The following is an 18,749-nucleotide window of genomic DNA, read 5'->3' on the forward strand; positions in this document are numbered from 1 at the left end:
GCAGTGCCTCGTGTTTAACCCTGCGAAATGGCAGGTCTGGGAAGATCCGGACGGAACCGTCCAGCTCGTCAAACGGCTGCTCAGCGAGAATATCCGGTCCTATATCCCGCGCTACATCCTTGCGTTCGTGTTCATGGGGGTGGTCGCTGCCACGACTGCGGCCAGCGCCTGGATCATGAAAGACGTCATCAACGAGGTCTTCATCAATCGCGACAAGATGATGATCTACGCGATTGCCGGTGCGGTGATTCTCATCTTCACGCTGAAGGGGTTTTCAACCTACGGCCAGATGGTGGTTCTGTCCCGGGTCGGCAATTCCATTGTCGCCGACCTGCAGAACCGGCTCTTCAGGCGCATGACCGAGCAGGACCAGGCCTATTTCGACCGCATGTCCCTGCCGGAACTGTCGATCCGGGTGAACACCGGCGCCGGCAGTGCCCGCTCCGTCATCGAGATGCTCGTGCTGACGCTCGGGCGGGACGTGCTGACGCTCATCGGTCTGGTGGGCGTAATGGTCGTCCAGGATCCGCTGATGAGCTTTCTGGCCCTGTTGATCATGCCGCCGGCGGTCATCGGCGTCAGCATTCTGGTCAGGCGGGTCAAGACCTACGCCAAGCGCCAGGTGGTTTCCAACGCCAAGATCGGCGCGACCATGCAGGAAACGGTCCTTGGTATCCGCATCGTCAAGGCGTTCGGCATGGAGCCGGCGATGCAGCGGCGCATGGATGCCTCCGTTTCCCAGGTGCGGCACCAGTCGAACAAGATCGCGTCCCTGACAGCCCGGACCTCGCCGCTGATGGAAACGCTCGGCGGCTTCGCCATCGCGCTTGTCATCTTCTACGGCGGATACTCGGTCGTTGAACTTGACAAGGATCCGGGAGCGTTTTTCGCCTTCATCACGGCCTTGCTGCTTGCCTACGATCCGGCACGGCGTCTTGCCCGGCTGAATGTCAACCTGAACAAGGCGATAGTCGGCGTGCGGCTCATGTATGAGCTGATGGATGAGGCGCCGGATCTGATACTGCGCGAGGACGCTCCGGACCTGCAGGTCACCAACGGCGAGGTTGCCCTCAAGGATGTGCATTTCTCCTATGGCGAGGGGGCTGCGCTGCGAGGGCTTTCGCTGGTCGCCGAAGGTGGCAGGACAACCGCGCTGGTGGGAGCCTCAGGGGCCGGAAAATCCACCGTTTTCGCGCTGATCGAACGGTTCTACGATGCTCAGAAGGGCGAAATTCTCATAGACGGTCAGCCGGTCAGGGATGTCTCTCTGGAATCATTGCGCCGCAACATCGCCTATGTCGGCCAGGAGTCCTATCTCTTCAACATGAGCATCCGCGACAACATCGCGGTCGGAAAGCCTGGCGCCAGTCAGAGCGAAATCGAGGCCGCGGCTCAGGCTGCCAATGCCCATGACTTCATTCTGGCGCTGCCGAACGGATATGACACGGCAGCCGGCGAGGGGGGAGGACGTCTGTCGGGCGGCCAGCGTCAGCGCGTGGCAATTGCGCGAGCCATGCTGCGCGATGCGCCGATCCTGCTTCTCGACGAGGCGACGTCCGCACTGGACGCGGAATCGGAAGCCAAGATCCAGACGGCACTGGAAACCCTGATGGCCGGCCGGACGACGCTGGTCATCGCGCACCGCCTGAGCACCGTGCGCCATGCCCACAGGATCCACGTACTGGATCAGGGGCGGGTGATTGAAAGCGGAACCCATGACGAACTGTTCGAGCACGACGGCATCTATCGCCGTCTTTGCGAGTTGCAGTTTCAGAACCGGGTCGAAGCGGCCGAATAACTGGTCTCACATGGAAAATCGCAAAATGCCCGGATCGTTTTCATCCGGGCATTTTCTTGTGCAACGCTCGAGCCGGAACGTTACCGGTCGTTTGCCGCTATGGTGACGGACAGGATCTGCGGGATCATGTGCGGGGCGAGCATTGCGGTTCCCATGATCTGCGCCATGGGGACCGGCACGCCCGGTGCGGCGTTGATCTCCAGGGAACCCGGAGTGGTCAGATACTGCGTGACCGCCTGTTGCACCTTGTCCTGCAATTCCTGATTCTGCAGCATGCCGAGCATCATCGGCAGGCTTCCGGTCAGGCGTTCCACATAGACAGGTGTCTCGACACCCGCTTTCTGCGCCTCTGCGTCGAGGACGCGGCCGGTGAGCGAGTCGTCATCCAGCCGGATGCCGATGGACTGCACGGTGATTGTCTGCAGGGTGGCCATGGCCTGCTGTGGCTTGTCGGAGTTCTGATTGAGCTGCTCGATCACCTCACGGGTCACGCCGCCAAGGGAAAACGACAGTGACAGGCTGGCCGCATCCTGGGCATCGACCTTCAGCTCCGGAACGGTGAGCGTTGCGGTCTCGGGATCCCATTTGCCCGAAGCGGAAAGATCGACTGTCAGCGTCTTGTAGCCCAGCTCGCTGAGCGATTTGGTTTCCTTGGTTTCAAGCTTGTCGACATCGATCCTGGCTCCGGAGACAGAAAAACTGCCTGCCGTCGGCAGGTCGCCGTCCATGCCGTCGATCGACGAGGTGATTTTCGCGATATCGGCGATCTGGCCGTCTTCGCCTCGTATCAGGACGCCGTTGATTTCAAGCGTGCTGTAGCCCGGATTGACGGGAGCCTTGTCCGCTTTGACTTCCTCGGCCGATGGCAGCAGCAGGCCGGTTGCCTTGAGGCTGTTCAGGGTCATGCCACCGTCGTCGGCAGCAAGTTCCAGGTTTTCCATGGCGAGGCCGCTGAGCTTGAGGCGCCCGTTGTCCTGTACGGTGCCGTCAATCAGCTGCGTGGTGCCGATGGTGACCTTGGCATCGTCCTTCTCGTCATTGGTGATGACCAGATCCCGGATCGTTACGGTATCCGCGGATGTGTCGATAGAGCCGTAGCTCTCAACGGTTCCTTCTTCCGAGTCCAGAAGGGTCAGAAAGGTGTCGGCAACATCGTTGCCGCTCGGATCAAATGCCAGGGCCGGCAGGCCCGGAAGGGTGAAAAGGCTGATGGCAAGACCGGCGGCAAGCCGGGGGGAGTGAAAAAACATCATGAAATCTCCAGCAATCGACGGGAAGCGCCGTTTCAGGTCACGCCCGCATAAACTATGACGGTATGGCCCAAGTTCCAATGCGGAGCAAGATGAAAGCGGGAGCTTGCCCGGGACGGTCCTGCGTGCCTGCCTCGGAGCCGATGGACATGGCCCGCGGCGGATCGCACACCGTCCGAAAGCGGCTGCACCGGGAAGGCGGGGGCTTTCGAACCGGTCCCCTTTGCCGCCTACCCGTCGGCCTTTTCCGGAAAGGTGGCGTTGGCTCGTTCCACATCTTCCATGCTCGGCAGGCTGGCTTCGTTGCCCAGATGCTGGATGGCGTGGGCGGAGGCGCCGCGGGCGAATCTGAAATGCCTGTCCCAGCTGTGTTCCGGCCAGTGCAGGTAGGAGGCGATATAGGCCCCGTGAAACACGTCGCCCGCACCGTTGGAGTCCACGACCTTTTCGGGCGGCACGGCAAGGGCAGGCAGGACCTTGTCCGGGCCGCCGGCTTCATACCAGACCATGCCGTGTTCGCCGAGGGTCACGGCGCCCACCGGGCAGTTCTTCGCGCGCAGGTAGCTCAGCGTTTCGCCGGTCGTTTTGCCGAGCTGCTCGCAGAAGCGTTCCGAGACCACCGCGATGTCGATATGGTTGAGCAACTCGTCGGTATTCTCCCGGACCGCCCCGCCGTCGAGCGACGTCAGTGTGCCCTGGTTCCGGCAGGTTTCCGCGTAGTACAGCGCCGCATCCGGCATGTGTCCGTCGAGATGAAGCGCTTTCATGCCGGCAATGGTCAGGGGCGGAAAGGGGTGGAGAAAGTCATTGTCGCGGCAGCGCACGATCGCCCGCTTGCCCCCCTGCGGCATGATGAAAGAGAGGGAGGATTGCCGGACCTTGCGGCCGTGAACGGAGATGCCGTAGGCCGCCGCCATGTCGAGGAACATGCGTGCCAGCCAGTCATCTGCCTGGGAACACAGGAGATCCGGCTTGCCGCCGAGCTTGGCGCAGCAGAACGCCGCAGTCACCGCGTTGCCGCCGAAGCTGATGGCATAGTCCTTGGCGATCGTCTTTTCATCGCCGGTCGGGAGGCGATCGGTCAGAAAGGTTACGTCGATATAGGCCTGGCCGATAAACAATGCCTGCATGGAGGTCTCCCTGGGTCGAGTTCGCGTTCTTCCGGACGCGGACAGGATGCTCGTCTGTTGGTTTCACGACACCCGCTGCGGTGTCGTCGCGACAGTCTAGCCACTGGCAAATCCGGTGTCAGGAGCACTCGGCGAATACGCCTGCCTGTCTTTCCTGCGCACATTCCGGACAGGCCGGTTTTCCGGTCCCGCCGCCAGTCGGCGAACTGTTGCCGCAACCTAGCCGGATTGCCGGGCAGGCGGCTTTGATCTGGATGAAACGCCCGCATATTCAGTCCTTGTTTACCCAGATCGGCGATTGTCGAAAGGAGTTATTCACAAACAGGCATGCGTTTTGTCCTTCCGCTATATCGGGTTCGCAAAGACGGTCATGGTTGCCCTTCTGCTGGCGACCACGCCCCTGTTTGCAATCAATATAATCCTGAACCAATACGCGGAGCGGCGCGCCATCACCGAGATGGAGGCCATGGGCAATGTCTCCGTCCACCGGGCGGAAGAGGCCATCAGCACCACTGTCTCGCTGCTGCAGAGGCTCGACCGGGACGATGTCCAGACCTGCAGCGCCGAAGACCGGGTCATCTTCGAAAAGCAGATTGTCGAGCATGGCATGATCGATGCCATCGGCCTTGCCGACGCTTCCGGGCAGCGCATGTGCATCATTCCGGACCGGGATCTGGCCGGAAAGATCATCCTGCCGCCTATTCGCGCGGATGGCCCGCTTGTCGGTATCGGCATGCTCGAGCGCAGCTTCCTCGGCGCCCATGCGGCGGTGATCAGCTGGGACCTCAAGAACCAGACCCGGCTGTTCGCGGAAGTCACGCCTGCGGTGATTGCAATGGATCCGGGACCGGAATACCTGCGATCCTACAGACGGACCGAACTGCGCCTGGGAAACAACCTGCTCTGGTACAGCGTCGGCGGCTATAATTCCGTTGACTCCGATCCCGAAGCGATGCTGTCCGTGGAAACGGCTTCCGAGCTTTACCCGCTCGTTGCAACGGTGACCGCGCCCGCTTCATCCGCCAGACAGGCCGTGCAGGATCTCAAGGTGCTGGCCGCCGCCGCCTGCGCCGGCATTGCCCTGCTGTTCGTCGCCATCGGCGTCTGGTTCTCCTGGCGGCCCGAGAGCGAGGCGAATGACGAGTTCGCGGCGGCGATCCGCAACGGCGAGTTCATACCCTTTTATCAGCCGGTCATGGACATCGAGAGCCATCGTCTGCGCGGCTGTGAGGTCCTGATGCGCTGGCGGCGCCAGAACGGCGTGATCGTCTCACCGGGCCAGTTCATGGCCTATGCGGAAAACAACGACCATATCTTCGAAATGACCCGGCACATGATGCGCGTGGCGGTGGAGGAAGTCGGCGAGCTTTACGGCGACAATCCCGATCTGAAGCTGTCGATAAACCTCTTCGCCGGCCACTTCCGGGATCGGGAGATCGTGTCGGATATCAAGGCGATATTCGAAAAATCCAGAATCTCCTATCAGCAGATCGTCGTCGAGGTGACGGAACGCCATCCGCTGGAGGACATGGAGCTGGCCCGCAAGATCATTGCCGAACTCCAGGCGCTCGGTGTGCGTGTCGCGCTCGACGACGTGGGAACCGGCCACGGCGGCATGGCCTATCTGCAGAAGCTCGGTGTCGACATCATCAAGATCGACAAGATGTTCATCGATACGATCAGCTCGGACGACAGCTCCACCACGATTGTCGATTCCATGGTCGAGCTGGCCGACAATCTGGGCATGGGCATCATTGCCGAAGGTGTCGAGATGGAAGAGCAGATCGAACGGCTCCTGGAACTCGGCGTGACAGCGGCGCAGGGATATTTCTTCGCGCAGCCCATGCCGGCAGGCGAATTCATCGAATTTGCCGAACGCACCGAACTCGAGGCACGCGAGCGCGACCGCATGGCGGCAGAAGCCGCAGCGGCCGAGAGGGCGGCCTCCGAGGCCGACGTCAAGGGGGCTGCGGCCTGATCATCGCGGGCGGGCCGTCCGGGTATTCTTCAAGCGCTACCTGCTGCATTTTCCGAAGGCGGGATCCGGTCGTGCGACTTGCGCGGGCGCTGCCCGAATGCGGCGGGTCCGGTTCTGAGGGCCGCCGGAAGCCGCTGCGAAGCGCGGCTGTGCCGCGAAGCTTCCCCCCGGACGGGAAGCGAAAACGCCCCGTCTCCCCGATCCCGACCTGATCGGCCTGCGCCCGGCGGGCGTGCATAAAATTTTTGCTGCAATGCGGAATAACTTCCCTTGTCTGTACCGGCCGGACGGTTTATATGCGTTCAAATCTGTACTGACTGGACGGTAAATAAATGACAGTTCGAAACGCCCGGAAATCACAGGATTCCAAGTCCGGAATCCTGAAGGCGGCCCTGGAGGTCATCAAGAGGTCCGGCGCACCGAGTTTCACGATCGATGCGGTTGCCGAGGAAAGCGGGTTTTCCAAGGGCGGCGTCCTGTACAATTTTCCGACCAAGGATGCCCTGATCACCGGGATGGTCGAGTATCTTGCCGGTCAGTTCGAGGCGGAGATCGTCGCGGCGCGGGCCAGGCACCGGACGTCGGTCTCTCCGACACTCAGCGCCATGATTGATGTCACGGAAGGCTGGCTGAGCGAGCACAGGGATGTGGCGCAGGCCATGCGGGCAACGACGGCCGACCGCCCCGAACTCAGCAAACCCTTTCTGGAAGCCAAGATGCGGCTGAAGGAAGCGATCGCCGCCGAAACAGCCGAAACCGGCAAGGCCTGCGCCATCTGGGCCAGCCTGGAGGGATTGCATTTCTCCGAAGCCCATTGTGTTGCGATTTTCTCCGACGAAGAGCGTCTGGAAGTTTTCAAGGAACTTCGCAAGCGCCTGCAGGAAAACAAGAACTAGGATCGATCACCGATGACCGCCATTCGCAAAGTTTCCTTTGGCCGCCTGGCCGCGCTTCTGTTCGCCGCCGGATTCCTGTCCGCCTGTCAGGATGATGTTCTCGACCCCGTCGCAAAGGCCGAGGCGGAACTGCATGCCGCGCCGCGGCCGGCGAAAATCTTCACCGTGACCGATCAGGTCGGGTTGCTGGAGCGCCGCTTTGCCGGCCGGGTGGCCGCCGTCCAGACGGTCGACCTGTCCTTCCAGGTGCCCGGAAAGATCGTCCAGCTTCCGGTTCTGGAAAGTCAGCGCGTCAAGGAAGGCGAGCTGATCGCCAAGCTGGATACCACCGATTTCGACCGCGCCGTCCGCGAAGCCACCTTTCGCTCGGAGCAGGCCAAGCGGGAACTCGACAGGCTGGAAACCCTGCACAAGCGCTCGATCATTTCCCAGTCGGCCTATGACGAGCAGAAGAACATCTACGACCTTGCGGTGGAGGAGCTGAAGGAAGCCAAGCAGAATCTTGACTACACCGAATTGCGCGCGCCCTTCGACGGGATCGTCTCCGTGAGGCTGGTCGACAATTTCACGACGGTCAGCGTCGGAACGCCGGTGGTCCAGATTCATGACGTTTCCGAAGTGCATGTGGACATCAACGTCGCCGAAGCCCTCTTCGCCCGTGTGACGGAACAGGATGTGGCCTCCATCGAGGCGACTTTCGCCGCCTTCGGCGACAAGCGGTTTCCGCTGACCTATCGGGAGCATTCCAGCCAGGTGGACGAGGTCACCCAGACCTACCGGGTCACGCTGGCGATGCCCAAGGCCGGCGCCGAGCAACTGTCTCCCGGCATGACCGCATCCGTCTTCGTCAGATTCTCTCCCAAGGGGCTGAAACTCGGCGAACAATTGCTGGTGCCCTCCGATGCCGTCGCGGTTGACGGGGACGGCAATGCCTTTGTCTGGAAACTCGACGAAGCGACCGGGGTTGTCTCCAAGCAGCCGGTCGAAATCGGAACGGTGATGGGGGACTACATCCCGGTCAGTTCCGGCCTGAAAAAGGGCGACGAAATCGTTTCGGCGGGCGTTGCCTATCTCAGCGACGGCCAGGTCGTGCGCCGTCTGCACTGATCCCGTACGGACAGGAAAAGGATCAGAAAATTGGATATTGCACGTTACTCCATCCAGAAGCCGGTCAACACGTGGATGATCGTCATCATGGCGCTTCTGGGCGGCCTGTGGGGGCTCACCACGGTGGGCCGCCTCGAAGACCCGGCCTTCACCATCAAGCAGGCGCAGGTCATCACCAGCTATCCCGGCGCAACGGCTGCCGAAGTGGAAAACGAGGTCACCGAGAACCTTGAGACCGCGATCCAGCAGATGCCGCAGCTCGACCTGATCACCTCCGTCTCCGAACCGGGACTGTCGCGGATCAGCGTGGAGATCAAGCCGACCTATGACGGCACCGAATTGCCCCAGGTCTGGGACGAATTGCGGCGCAAGGTGTCCGACGAGGTGCGCAATCTGCCCACGGGCGTGGGCACGCCGCTGGTCTATGACGACTTCGGCGATGTCTACGGTCTCTTCTACGCCTTCACGGCGGAGGGCTACACCAACCGGGAAATCCGGGAGACGGTGAAGCGGATCCGCCGGGAGCTGCTCACGGTGCAGGGTGTCGGCAAGGTGGAGATCGCCGGCGAACCGGAAGATGTCATCTATCTGAACGTCGATCATGACAAGATGTCCGGCCTCGGCATTTCCAACAGCGACCTGATCGGCGTTCTGGATGCGGAAAACCGTATTCAGACCAACGGGTCCGCGGTTTCCGGACAGAAGCGCATCCGGCTGATGACCGCATCCGCCTTCGACGATTTCCGCAGCATTCAGGACCTGGTCATCGGCCGGCCCGGTTCCACCGCCATGATCCGCCTGTCCGACATTGCCACGCTGGAACTGGGCGAACCGGAGCGCCCGAGCCGGCTGATCCGGCACGACGGCCATGAGGCGGTGACGATCGGTGTCTCCCAGGTGGATGGAACCAATATCGTCGAGGTGGGCGACCGGGTCGTGCAGAAGCTTGCCGCGATCGAGGAACAGCTTCCCGTCGGCATGCAGATCCATCCGATCTACGAGCAGAATGTGGTCGTCAACGACAGTGTCAACGGCTTCATCCTGAATCTCGCCGCCTCGGTGGTGATCGTGATCGCGGTGCTGGCCCTGTTCATGGGCTGGCGTGCCGCCATGGTGGTGGGCACGGTGCTGCTGCTTACCGTCATGGCGACGGTTCTCTTCATGCGGATCTTCGAGATCGAGATGGAGCGCATCTCCCTCGGCGCGCTGATCATCGCCATGGGCATGCTGGTGGACAATGCCATCGTGGTGGCCGAAGGCATGATGATCAACATGCAGCGCGGCCAGAAGGCCATCGACGCCGCCAGCAAGGTGGTGGCGCAGACCATGTGGCCGCTTCTGGGCGCCACGGTCATCGGCATCATGGCCTTTTCCGGTATCGGCCTGTCGCCCGACGCAACCGGGGAGTTCCTGTTCTCCCTCTTCGCGGTGATCGGGATCTCGCTGCTGCTGTCCTGGGTCTTCGCGATCACCGTCACGCCGCTGTTCGGCAAGTATTTCTTCCGCACCGCCACGGGAAATCTGGACGATCACGATCCCTACAAGGGCTTTCTCTATGCCCTTTACCGGAGCTTTCTCGTCGGCGCGCTGCATGCGCGCCTGCTGACGGTCCTGGTGCTGATCGGCATCACCGTTGCCTGCGTCATGGCGTTCGGCAATGTGAAGCAGGCGTTCTTCCCGGACAGCAACACGCCGATCTTCTATGTCCACTACTGGGCGCCGCAGGGCACGGATATCCGTGTCACCGAGGCAGATCTCAAGGAAATGGAAAAGATCGTCCTGGCCGACGAGCGCGTCGAGAACGTGACGTCCTTCGCCGGCGGCGGGGCAACGCGCTTCATGCTGACCTATGCGCCGGAGGATGCGAACCCGGCCTACGGACACATGATCATCCGCACCACGAGCCGCGATGACATCGACACGCTGGCGCTGGACCTGCGGCGGACCTTCGCCGAACGCTTCCCGGCGGCCCAGATCATCACCAAACGCCTGGTTTTCGGTCCCGGCAGCGGCGCCAAGATCGAGGCCCGCTTCTCCGGCCCGGACGCGAATGTGCTCAAGCGCCTCGGCGACGAGGCCCAGGCGATCTTCTCGCAGCCCGACAATGCCCTGGCCGACGTCAACACCGACTGGCGTCAGCGGGAACTCGTGGTGCGGCCGATCTTCGATGAAAACCGGGCCCGTATCTCCGGCGTGACCCGCGAAGAACTGTCCCTGGCCCTGAAATTCGCCACGGAAGGCGTTCAGGTCGGGTCCTACCGGGACGTGGACGAGAGCATCCCGATCATTGCCCGCAAGGCGGACACCGACGGCATCTCCGTGAACGAGAGCGTCTCCGACTCCCTGGTGTGGAGCAACAGCCAGCGCCGGTACATCCCCGTCGACGAGGTCGTCAGCGAATTCGTGATGGAACCGCAGGACACGCTGATCCACCGGCGCGACCGGGTGCGCACCCTGTCGGTGAAGGCCGAGACCACGGCGGGGGAAACCGCGGCTTCCGCGCTCGCACGAGTCCGCCCGCAGATCGAGGCCATGGAGCTTCCGCCCGGATATGCCCTGGAATGGGGCGGGGAATACGAGAGCACCAACGATGCGCAGGCCTCGCTCGGCGCCCAGCTTCCGCTCGGCTTCCTGGTCATGCTGATCATCTCGATCATGCTGTTCGGCTCCGTCCGCCAGCCGCTGATCATCTGGCTGATGGTGCCCATGTGCATCAACGGCGTGGCGCTCGCCCTGCTGGGAACGGACACCGCCTTCGGCTTCATGTCGCTGCTCGGGTTCCTGTCCCTGTCCGGCATGCTGATCAAGAACGCCATCGTGCTTCTCGAGGAGATCGATCTGCTGATCCGCGAGGGCAGGGAGAAATACGATGCGATCGTCGATGCCTGCGTGTCGCGTATGCGGCCCGTGATGCTGGCGGCGATCACCACCATCCTCGGTATGGCGCCGCTTCTGTCCGACGCCTTCTTCCGCGGCATGGCGGTCACCATCATGGGCGGCCTGGCTTTCGCTACCATCCTGACCCTGATCGCCGCACCGGTGCTCTACGCCCTGTTCTTCCGGGTCCGCCCGCCGAAGAAGACGCGCACACCGGCGGAAACCGCCACGCCGGCAGCCGTGCCCGCACCGGCCGAATGACGACGGCAAGGGCAGGGGCGTCCCTGTCCTTCCGTCTCTCCCTCAGGGGATCGGCGGGCGCAAGCAGGCAGAGACGGTGCTTCCTGTGGGAAGTAACTTTATGTTTGGAAACAACGGATTGACCGGAAAACCGGATTCAATTCCTCAATGCCCTGGCACCACTTCATAGGACTCGTTGAAGCGGAATTCCTCCAGATTGTTTCCGTCGCCGATCCGGTCGACCACGGAAAAGAGACCCGGATCGCTCAGGGGAGTCAGAACGCCGTGCCAGGTGTTGCGGCGCAGGTTGATGCCCTGGCCCGGCTCGGTGACGAAGGCCCTGGGCCGGCCCGGCGTGCCGTTGTCGTCGGGGCACACGATCACCAGGAAGGGGGCCTGGGTCATCGGCAGAAAGGCCTGGCTGCCCAGCGGATGCCGCTCAACCAGCTCCAGACGGTAGGGCAGGGTGCGTTTTTCCGACAGGAACACGCTGATGCCCGCGCGGGCATTCTCGCCGCGCATGTCGAGCACCGCCTGATCGTGGTAGCGGCCGCATTTGCCCTCGTTGATGATCATGGACGGCGTGCCGCTGGCGTCGATCACCTCGCCGAAGGGGGCGAAGGCCGCGCGGGTCAGTGGCTCGGTTGCAATCCTGCGCGTCATGGGATCACGGCAGCTTCATGTGACGGTTGACGTCCTTGTAGAGCAGATAACGGAACTTGCCGGGCCCGCCCGCGTAACAGGCCTGCGGGCAGAAGGCACGCAGCCACATGTAGTCGCCGGCCTCCACTTCCACCCAGTCCCGGTTCAGGTGATAGACGGCCTTGCCCTCCAGCACATACAAGCCGTGCTCCATCACATGGGTCTCGGCAAAGGGAATGACGGCCCCCGGTTCCAGCGTGACGATGTTGACATGCATGTCATGGCGCAGATCGTCCGGCTCCACGAAACGGGTCGTTGCCCATTTGCCCTCCGTTCCCGGCATCGAGTTGGGCGCGATGTCCTTTTCGTTGCACACGAAGGCTTCCGGCCTGTCCAGCCCGTCGACGGCCTCATAGGCCTTGCGGATCCAGTGGAACCGCACCGGTCCGTCGCTTTCGTTCGTCAGGGTCCAGCGGCAACCGGCGGGCAGATAGGCATAGCCGCCTTCCTCCATCAGGTGCAGATTGCCTTCGACGACAAGGCTCATGCTGCCTTCGACCACGAACAGCACACCCTCGGCGCGCGCGTCCGTCTCCGGGGTCCGGCTGCCGCCGCCCGGCTGCACTTCCATGATGTATTGCGAGAAGGTCTCCGCGAAACCGGACAACGGCCGCGACAGAACCCAGAGCCGGGTCTTTTCCCAGAAGGGCAGAAGGCTGGTGACGATGTCGCCCATCGTGCCCCTGGGAATCACCGCATAGGCTTCGGTGAAGACCGCACGGTCGGTCAGAAGCTGGGTTTGCGGCGGATGTCCGCCGCTTGGAGCGTAGTAGGGTCTGGAAGTCATGGAGCGATCCTGATGGCGCCTGAAGGTTGTCCGGAGTGTAAGAACTGAGGTCCCGGCAAGGCAACGGAAAAAGCGGGCGTGCCGGCCATCTGTTCAGCCTTCCTGCCTGTCCGGGCCGCCGAAATGGCGCAGCCAGATGTCCGTGCGCTGCCTGTCGCGCGCCTCATAGGCCCGCATGGCCGGCTCCAGGTCGGTGGCGGGCGGCGGTTCCGCGCCGGAGCCGATCCCGGTCAGCCGCATCGTGTACCAGGCGGTAATGCCGCCCTCCGGGGCTTCGGAAAATCTGGGAAACGCCGGCTCGGGCATCTTGCCGGCTGTCCACAGCGCGGGCAGGGCGGGCTCAAGGGCCAGCGCCCGTGCCAGGCCGATGACATCGGCCGCGCCGCCGGTCAAAGCCTCCTCGGCCTGTGCTCGCGTCTTGAAGCCGCCCGTCAGCATCAGCGGCTTTGATGTCACCGTGCGGGCGCGTCTGGCGAAGGCGATGAAATACGGTCCGCGTCCGGCGCTGTCGGAGGCGGATTTCGCGCCGGGAAAATAGGTGCCGCCGCTGATGTCGATCAGGTCGAGGGACGTCCCGTCCAGCGCCGCCACCACCTCCAGGGCCTCGTCCTCGGTCAGTCCGCCGTCCAGCTGGTCCGAGGCATTCAGTTTCACGCCGATGGGAAAGTCCGGCCCGACAGTGGCCCGCACCGCGTCGATCGTTTCCAGCAGCAGGCGCATGCGGTTGGCGATGGCGCCGCCATAGGCATCAACACGCCGGTTGAACAGCGGCGACAGGAACTGGCTGAGCAGGAACCCGTGCGCCGCGTGGATCTGCACCCCGCCGAAACCGGCCTGCCGCGCCAGCAATGCCGTTTGCGCCATCTCCAGCGGGAACCGGCGGATCTCGTCCTCCGGCATCTGCGCGCAGCGCAGTCCCGGCAGATCGAGCGCGCTGGGGCCCTTCGGGGTGCTGGTGGGCCCATAGGCAAGCGCCCCGGCGTGGCCGAGCTGCAGCCAGAGCTGCATGCCGTTTGTGCCGCCCTCCCGGGCAAGCTCCCGGAAGCGCCCCAGGTCGGAGGCCGCGTCGAGCACCAGGTTGCCCGGCTTTTCGGCGTAACCGGGGCTGGCCTGAACCTCGCCGATGATGGACAGGGCCGCGCCGCCCTCGGCCCAACGCCGGTACAGCCGTATCTGCTCCGCCGTCGGGTGGCCCGTCCCGTCCCCCAGCGAATCCGACATGGCCGACTTGGCGATCCGGTTTTTCAGAATGGCCCCGCAGGGCAGGGTCAGCGGTTCGAACAGGGGAACAGGGTGTTGCATTTGAACGTCCATGGCCGGATTGTGCTGCTCGGGATCTACAGTCGCGAAAACGCGCGGCAGGGCGGGCAGCCTAGGCTACACGATTTGCTTCAGGGCGAAAGAGCCGCCGGTCCGGTCCTGCCCGGGAGGAGGAACTGGATGCATATACTCATCATCGGCGCCGCCGGAATGGTGGGCCGCAAGCTGGTGGACAGGCTGGCGGCGGAGCCGTCCGTCTTCGGCGCGCAGGTCGGCCGGCTGACCCTGGCCGATGCCTTCGCGCCGCCGGTGCCGCCGTCCCTTCAGGCCATTTCGACCCCGGTGACCCTGGATCTTGCCATGCCCGGCGCGGCGGAAAAGCTGATCGCCGGGCGGCCGGACATGATCTTTCATCTCGCCGCCGTCGTCTCCGGCGAGGCGGAAGCCGATTTCGGGAAGGGCTACGCGGTCAATCTGGACGGCAGCCGCATGCTGTTCGAGGCCATCCGCCACGAGAGTGCGCGCGCGCCCTATTGCCCGCGCCTCATCTTCGCCTCGTCGATTGCCGTCTTCGGCCAGCCGTTTCCGGAGCGGATCGGCGACGATTTCCTGACCGCGCCGCTGACCAGCTACGGCACCCAGAAGGCGATCTGCGAACTGCTGCTGGCCGACTATACCCGCAAGGGCATTCTCGACGGCATCGGCCTGCGCCTGCCGACCATCTGCATCCGGCCCGGCACGCCCAACAAGGCGGCCTCGGGGTTCTTTTCCAACATCCTGCGCGAGCCGCTGGCCGGCAAGGAGGCCGTTCTGCCGGTCGGGGAGGAGGTGCGCCACTGGTTCGCCAGCCCGCGCGCCGCCATCGGTTTCCTCGTCCACGCCGCCTGTATGGACAGCGCGCGCATCGGCCCGCGCCGCAGCCTGTCCATGCCGGGGCTTTCGGCCACGGTCGGCGAGCAGATCGCGGCACTGCGCCGCGTGGCGGGCGAAAGGGCCGTGCGCCTCATCCGCCGCGTCCCGGATGCGCATATCGCCGGGATCGTCGCCGGATGGCCGACCGATTTCGATGCCCGGCGGGCAAGCGAACTGGGCTTTCGTGCCGAAACATGCTTTGACGACATCATTCGCATACATCTTGAAGACGAGCTGGGAGGCACGCACGCATGACAGACAAGGGATTCGACGTGACAGGCAGGATCGCCCTCGTGACCGGCGGCGGCACCGGCCTCGGCCGGGCCATGGCGAAGGGTCTGAGCGCCGAAGGCTGGCGTGTGGTCATCTCCGGCCGCCGCAAGGAGGTGCTTGAGGCGGCCGCCGCCGAGCTTTCGGCGGAAACCGGCGGCGAGGTGACCTGCTGCACGGCCGATGTGGGCGACCCGGCCTCCGTGCGCGCGCTCTTCGACGACATCGCCGGCAGGTTCGGCCGCATCGACCTGGTGGTCAACAATGCCGGCATTTCCAATTCCTCCGTTCCGCTGGAGGACATCGGCTTCGAGGAATGGAACCGGGTCGTCGCCGCCAATCTCACCGGCGTCTTCCTGTGCACCCAGGAGGCCTTCCGGATGATGAAGGCCCAGAGCCCGCGCGGCGGGCGGATCATCAACAACGGCTCGATCTCGGCAACGGCGCCAAGGCCCAATTCGGCACCCTATACGGCCACCAAGCACGCCGTCACCGGCCTGACCAAATCCGCCGCCCTCGACGGCCGCCCCTTCGACATTGCCTGCGGCCAGATCGACATCGGCAACGCCGCCAGCGACATGACCGCCCGCATGAGCGGCGGCGTGCTGCAGGCCAATGGCGAGACCATGAGCGAACCCACCATCGACCCGGCCCATGTGGCCCGGGCCGTCGTCTACATGGCCGGCCTGCCGCTGGACGCCAATGTGCTGACCATGACGGTCATGGCGACGAAGATGCCGTTTGTCGGACGAGGGTAGGGGCGGCAGCAGGGCGTTGTAGCGGGGGCATGAAGAGGGCGTTTGGGCGGGAGGCGGCCGTGCTGAGCACCAAGGTATTGGAGGACAATCACTCCGCCGCTTTCTCAATCTGCTTCTGGACGATCTCGGCAGCTTGTTTAACCCATGGGGCGCCAGCGCGCATTGCTGCCGGGCCAATCCCCGACGCGCTCATTAAGGCAACGCCAAGAAGCCCTATTATGAGTTTGGCGGCGGCCTTTGACGCTACGTCCACCATGTTTTCCGTAGTTTTGTTGAAGAAGTTTAGGCTATGCCGAACGATACTTGAAACCAAGTTCTCAATCGTGCGAATCATGGCGAACGCCGCACGCTTAGATGATGTCCCCGGAAGTGCGAGAAATTGGCGAATGTGCGCAATAGTCTTAGGAACTTCAGGATCGGCAAGCGCAGGGTGTTGGGAAAGAAACGCGATAACCTCGTCTGCGGCAATATCGACTTCAGCAACATCATCTTCGTCAAGGTCAATCAACGATGCTCTTTGCGTGAACTGCTCCCACTCAGGGAACTGAGCAACGTAAAGGGATATGCTCGCATTATACGCATTTAACATTCCTGCGATGGCGTCGGGAAGCTCCTCTTGAAATTGCGCTCCCATAACGCCGCAGGCCATGTTCGTTAACCCGATTTTGACGACGTTACCTTCTGATATCAGTTGCGAGTGAAGCTCGCTCACACTTTCAAGTAACCGCCGATCGCAGTTGGAATTCGCCAGATTGTTTAGAAGCTGTTCGCCGCTTCCGCGAATGTGTTCCAACGCAGACTGAATGTTAGCCCGGTCCGCCTCAGCCGTCTTAGGTGCGCGGCTCGCGACAACGATGCGATCTTCGACAATGTCGAATTGAACTGGTGCAACTTGTTGACGAGGCACGATACGATCTAAATCGTCTAAGGTTAGGGATCCCTGCGTTTCCGCAAGTCCAGCACCTGAACCTTCGACATACTCTCTGAATCTAATCAAGGCGTCGGAAACTGCCACACGGTTCTCACCATCCATGAACATTTGCATGAATGCGCTTGGATTATCGCGGTCGTGGGAAATCATCGGCCTGAGCACGAAAGGTCGGTCATACACAGCGGGATCAACGACGTCGGAGTGCACAAAAGCGTTCACGAATGACAGAAGCTCATCGCGTGCAGAAGCCCATTCGCCTCGTGTGGGCTCTTCGCGGTAGCGAGTGTAGGTGTTGAAGCGGATGCGCGCTTCTTCAACCATCATTATCGTGCGCGTATAGCGCTCGCGTTGCTCCTCAGCCTTTGGTGCCCGGCCACGGAAGGGCCGCTCAATGGTATGACGAAGCGACGCCATAAATGCGGTGATGTTTCTCCGAACTTCGACGAACTCTTCAGCCATTCCGCCCCCCTCAAGCACACATTATCCTGCATGCGTCTTCGCGGTCTCTATCAGAAAAAGGATAACGTACAAAATCTTTCGCACATTTTCAGGTTGAGACGATTCCCTCTATTGTTACGGAAGGGAGCAAGGCATGACTGACGATATTGACGGCAAAGAGATTGGCAAGGTGATCCAGATCGATGAGGCTCGGATCAAGGATCCATCTGGGAAAGATGGTGCGCGGCACCATCGAAGCATTATTGCCTCAGGAGTGACTTCAACAATAATTCCGAATGAGAAGCCAACTCGAAGCAGTTGTTCATAGCATATTCATTGATCTGACGAATATGCTCAGGTTCATCCTTTACTATCATCGGAATTGTATTGTCCGGGTCGCGTACCAATACAAATGCAATCTTCGGTGTGATTGGCATCCAAATTTCCATTTCGGGATTGGAAAGCCCATTAGGACCACCATTCCCAATTCGATAAGCCATCATGCTGGACAGTACGTATGAATGCTTGGTCTCAGAGATTGCCCAACGTGGAGACCGCTCAGCTAACGCCTCTTCTATCCGCTGACTATTTTTGAGGGAAGCGGCAACTCGGATGTGCCTTCCTATGTCACGAAGCCTTTGTTCGTCGGCAAGTTCCGCTTCCCAAATTTCCCTTTGGCTGGCAGATGTATCTTCGGGAGCTTCCCTTAAGCAGGTCTCAACGAGATCTCGCCCCACCGCAAAATCGTCAAGGTCCTTTATAAAGTCTGGCGTGCGTTTCAGCATGGCCATAACGACCTTCCGAGTATCATCCAAATTTTTCGGGTTGAATGAGGGGATTTTGCCTTCTTGAAAGATACCTATTACTTCTGGAAGCCACTGCCCCAGAAAGTTATCGATCATACCGTAATAATCTCGTTCTACCCGGTCAGAACGTTCGTCGTTCTCTAGAATTGTATAATAGTCACGGATCACAAAAGACTTATTAATGAGTTTCCGTTCCAGTTTTCGATAATTGCCATTCATGTGTCTTTTGGCGCGCCAAATACGCTTAGGGTCATCCGCGATAGCAAACTGGCGCTGAAGAACCTCAGGAACAATGTGATGATTTTTCGCTCTTTTTCCCATTTAGCAATCTTCCGTCCACCAAAGAGCAAGTGCTCTCCAAGTCCACATTGACGAACATACATGCCAAAGCCAGACTGGCACCGCAACGGCTTCGCCGTCCTCCACTGGCGTTCCGGCCCTTACGGCGCATTACCAAGCAGTCTCTGACGTCCAGATCTCGTCAACATGGATCCGGAGAGCAGACCAGCGATTAGGCCCGACAATACAATAGGAGGACTAACACGCACGTCTCGAAAGGCTTGGGAGCAGTCGTTAGGCTGGATCGCACGAACGCCGGCTCCGGGCCGG

At 61.7% G+C, this 18,749-nt stretch carries 14 protein-coding genes; 7 read left to right on the forward strand and 7 right to left on the reverse strand.

From position 1 onward, the window contains the following. Positions 1-10: 10 nt before the first annotated feature. Positions 11-1,798, forward strand: a complete 1,788-nt coding sequence (locus tag DCO57_RS00980; RefSeq protein WP_116696986.1) for an ABC transporter ATP-binding protein — start codon at positions 11-13, stop codon at positions 1,796-1,798. An 80-nt stretch (positions 1,799-1,878) separates the two neighbouring features. On the opposite strand, the gene DCO57_RS00985 is transcribed toward DCO57_RS00980, so the two are convergent. Both DCO57_RS00985 and DCO57_RS00990 read right to left on the reverse strand, forming a co-directional pair. Beyond that, the gene (locus tag DCO57_RS00985; RefSeq protein ID WP_208977717.1) at positions 1,879-3,051 is read right to left on the reverse strand and encodes a hypothetical protein; all 1,173 of its coding nucleotides are present in this window, start codon (positions 3,049-3,051) and stop codon (positions 1,879-1,881) included. A gap of 227 nt (positions 3,052-3,278) precedes the next feature. Next, positions 3,279-4,178 carry a sugar kinase gene (locus tag DCO57_RS00990; RefSeq protein WP_116696987.1) on the reverse strand — a complete coding sequence of 300 codons (900 nt, stop codon included), beginning with the start codon at positions 4,176-4,178 and terminating at the stop codon, positions 3,279-3,281. Positions 4,179-4,512: 334 nt separating this feature from the next. On the opposite strand from DCO57_RS00990, the gene DCO57_RS00995 reads away from it, so the two are divergent. The 4 genes from DCO57_RS00995 (at position 4,513) to DCO57_RS01015 (ending at position 11,297) form a co-directional block, all read left to right on the forward strand. Further along, entirely contained in the window at positions 4,513-6,156 is a 1,644-nt protein-coding gene (locus tag DCO57_RS00995; RefSeq protein WP_208977718.1) for an EAL domain-containing protein, read from the forward strand. 332 nt (positions 6,157-6,488) lie between these two features. Further along, a complete protein-coding gene (locus DCO57_RS01005) occupies positions 6,489-7,052 on the forward strand; it encodes a TetR/AcrR family transcriptional regulator (RefSeq protein ID WP_116696989.1) in 564 nt (187 codons plus the stop codon). A gap of 12 nt (positions 7,053-7,064) precedes the next feature. Further along, on the forward strand, positions 7,065-8,159 hold the full coding sequence (locus DCO57_RS01010) for an efflux RND transporter periplasmic adaptor subunit (RefSeq protein ID WP_116696990.1): 1,095 nt from the start codon (positions 7,065-7,067) through the stop codon (positions 8,157-8,159). Positions 8,160-8,189: 30 nt separating this feature from the next. After that, positions 8,190-11,297 carry an efflux RND transporter permease subunit gene (locus tag DCO57_RS01015; RefSeq protein ID WP_116696991.1) on the forward strand — a complete coding sequence of 1,036 codons (3,108 nt, stop codon included), beginning with the start codon at positions 8,190-8,192 and terminating at the stop codon, positions 11,295-11,297. 144 nt (positions 11,298-11,441) lie between these two features. On the opposite strand, the gene DCO57_RS01020 is transcribed toward DCO57_RS01015, so the two are convergent. The 3 genes from DCO57_RS01020 to DCO57_RS01030 all read right to left on the reverse strand — a co-directional run bounded on the left by DCO57_RS01020 (position 11,442) and on the right by DCO57_RS01030 (position 14,067). After that, entirely contained in the window at positions 11,442-11,939 is a 498-nt protein-coding gene (locus DCO57_RS01020) for an ureidoglycolate lyase (protein ID WP_116696992.1), read from the reverse strand. Between the two features lie 4 nt (positions 11,940-11,943). Then, positions 11,944-12,765, reverse strand: coding sequence for a bifunctional allantoicase/(S)-ureidoglycine aminohydrolase (locus DCO57_RS01025; protein WP_116696993.1), 822 nt, complete (start codon positions 12,763-12,765; stop codon positions 11,944-11,946). Positions 12,766-12,858: 93 nt separating this feature from the next. Further along, entirely contained in the window at positions 12,859-14,067 is a 1,209-nt protein-coding gene (locus DCO57_RS01030) for an NADH:flavin oxidoreductase/NADH oxidase family protein (protein ID WP_116697318.1), read from the reverse strand. A gap of 138 nt (positions 14,068-14,205) precedes the next feature. Between DCO57_RS01030 and denD the strand changes: the two genes are divergently transcribed. Both denD and DCO57_RS01040 read left to right on the forward strand, forming a co-directional pair. Further along, positions 14,206-15,192 (forward strand): D-erythronate dehydrogenase, encoded by a 987-nt coding sequence (gene denD, locus DCO57_RS01035; RefSeq protein WP_116696994.1) that lies wholly within the window; start codon positions 14,206-14,208, stop codon positions 15,190-15,192. Then, positions 15,189-15,965, forward strand: coding sequence for an SDR family oxidoreductase (locus tag DCO57_RS01040; RefSeq protein WP_116696995.1), 777 nt, complete (start codon positions 15,189-15,191; stop codon positions 15,963-15,965). Before denD ends, DCO57_RS01040 begins: the two co-directional genes overlap by 4 nt. Positions 15,966-16,053: 88 nt before the next feature. On the opposite strand, the gene DCO57_RS01045 is transcribed toward DCO57_RS01040, so the two are convergent. Beyond that, complete coding sequence (locus DCO57_RS01045) at positions 16,054-17,355, reverse strand: hypothetical protein (protein WP_116696996.1); 1,302 nt, start codon at positions 17,353-17,355, stop codon at positions 16,054-16,056. A 239-nt stretch (positions 17,356-17,594) separates the two neighbouring features. Then, entirely contained in the window at positions 17,595-18,461 is an 867-nt protein-coding gene (locus DCO57_RS01050) for a DUF4238 domain-containing protein (protein ID WP_116696997.1), read from the reverse strand. Between the last annotated feature and the right edge of the window lie 288 nt (positions 18,462-18,749).

It is taken from the genome of Labrenzia sp. 011 (assembly GCF_003075075.1).
Classification (GTDB): domain Bacteria; phylum Pseudomonadota; class Alphaproteobacteria; order Rhizobiales; family Stappiaceae; genus Roseibium.

What these genes read in the sequence shown, in the direction of transcription:
- DCO57_RS00985 (WP_208977717.1), bottom strand. Translation starts at nt 3,051, where the DNA reads ATGATGTTTTTTCACTCCCCCCGGCTTGCCGCCGGTCTTGCCATCAGC.
- DCO57_RS00990 (WP_116696987.1), bottom strand. Translation starts at nt 4,178, where the DNA reads ATGCAGGCATTGTTTATCGGCCAGGCCTATATCGACGTAACCTTTCTG.
- DCO57_RS01005 (WP_116696989.1), top strand. Translation starts at nt 6,489, where the DNA reads ATGACAGTTCGAAACGCCCGGAAATCACAGGATTCCAAGTCCGGAATC.
- DCO57_RS01010 (WP_116696990.1), top strand. Translation starts at nt 7,065, where the DNA reads ATGACCGCCATTCGCAAAGTTTCCTTTGGCCGCCTGGCCGCGCTTCTG.
- DCO57_RS01020 (WP_116696992.1), bottom strand. Translation starts at nt 11,939, where the DNA reads ATGACGCGCAGGATTGCAACCGAGCCACTGACCCGCGCGGCCTTCGCC.
- DCO57_RS01025 (WP_116696993.1), bottom strand. Translation starts at nt 12,765, where the DNA reads ATGACTTCCAGACCCTACTACGCTCCAAGCGGCGGACATCCGCCGCAA.
- DCO57_RS01030 (WP_116697318.1), bottom strand. Translation starts at nt 14,067, where the DNA reads ATGCAACACCCTGTTCCCCTGTTCGAACCGCTGACCCTGCCCTGCGGG.
- denD (WP_116696994.1), top strand. Translation starts at nt 14,206, where the DNA reads ATGCATATACTCATCATCGGCGCCGCCGGAATGGTGGGCCGCAAGCTG.
- DCO57_RS01040 (WP_116696995.1), top strand. Translation starts at nt 15,189, where the DNA reads ATGACAGACAAGGGATTCGACGTGACAGGCAGGATCGCCCTCGTGACC.
- DCO57_RS01045 (WP_116696996.1), bottom strand. Translation starts at nt 17,355, where the DNA reads ATGGCTGAAGAGTTCGTCGAAGTTCGGAGAAACATCACCGCATTTATG.
- DCO57_RS01050 (WP_116696997.1), bottom strand. Translation starts at nt 18,461, where the DNA reads ATGGGAAAAAGAGCGAAAAATCATCACATTGTTCCTGAGGTTCTTCAG.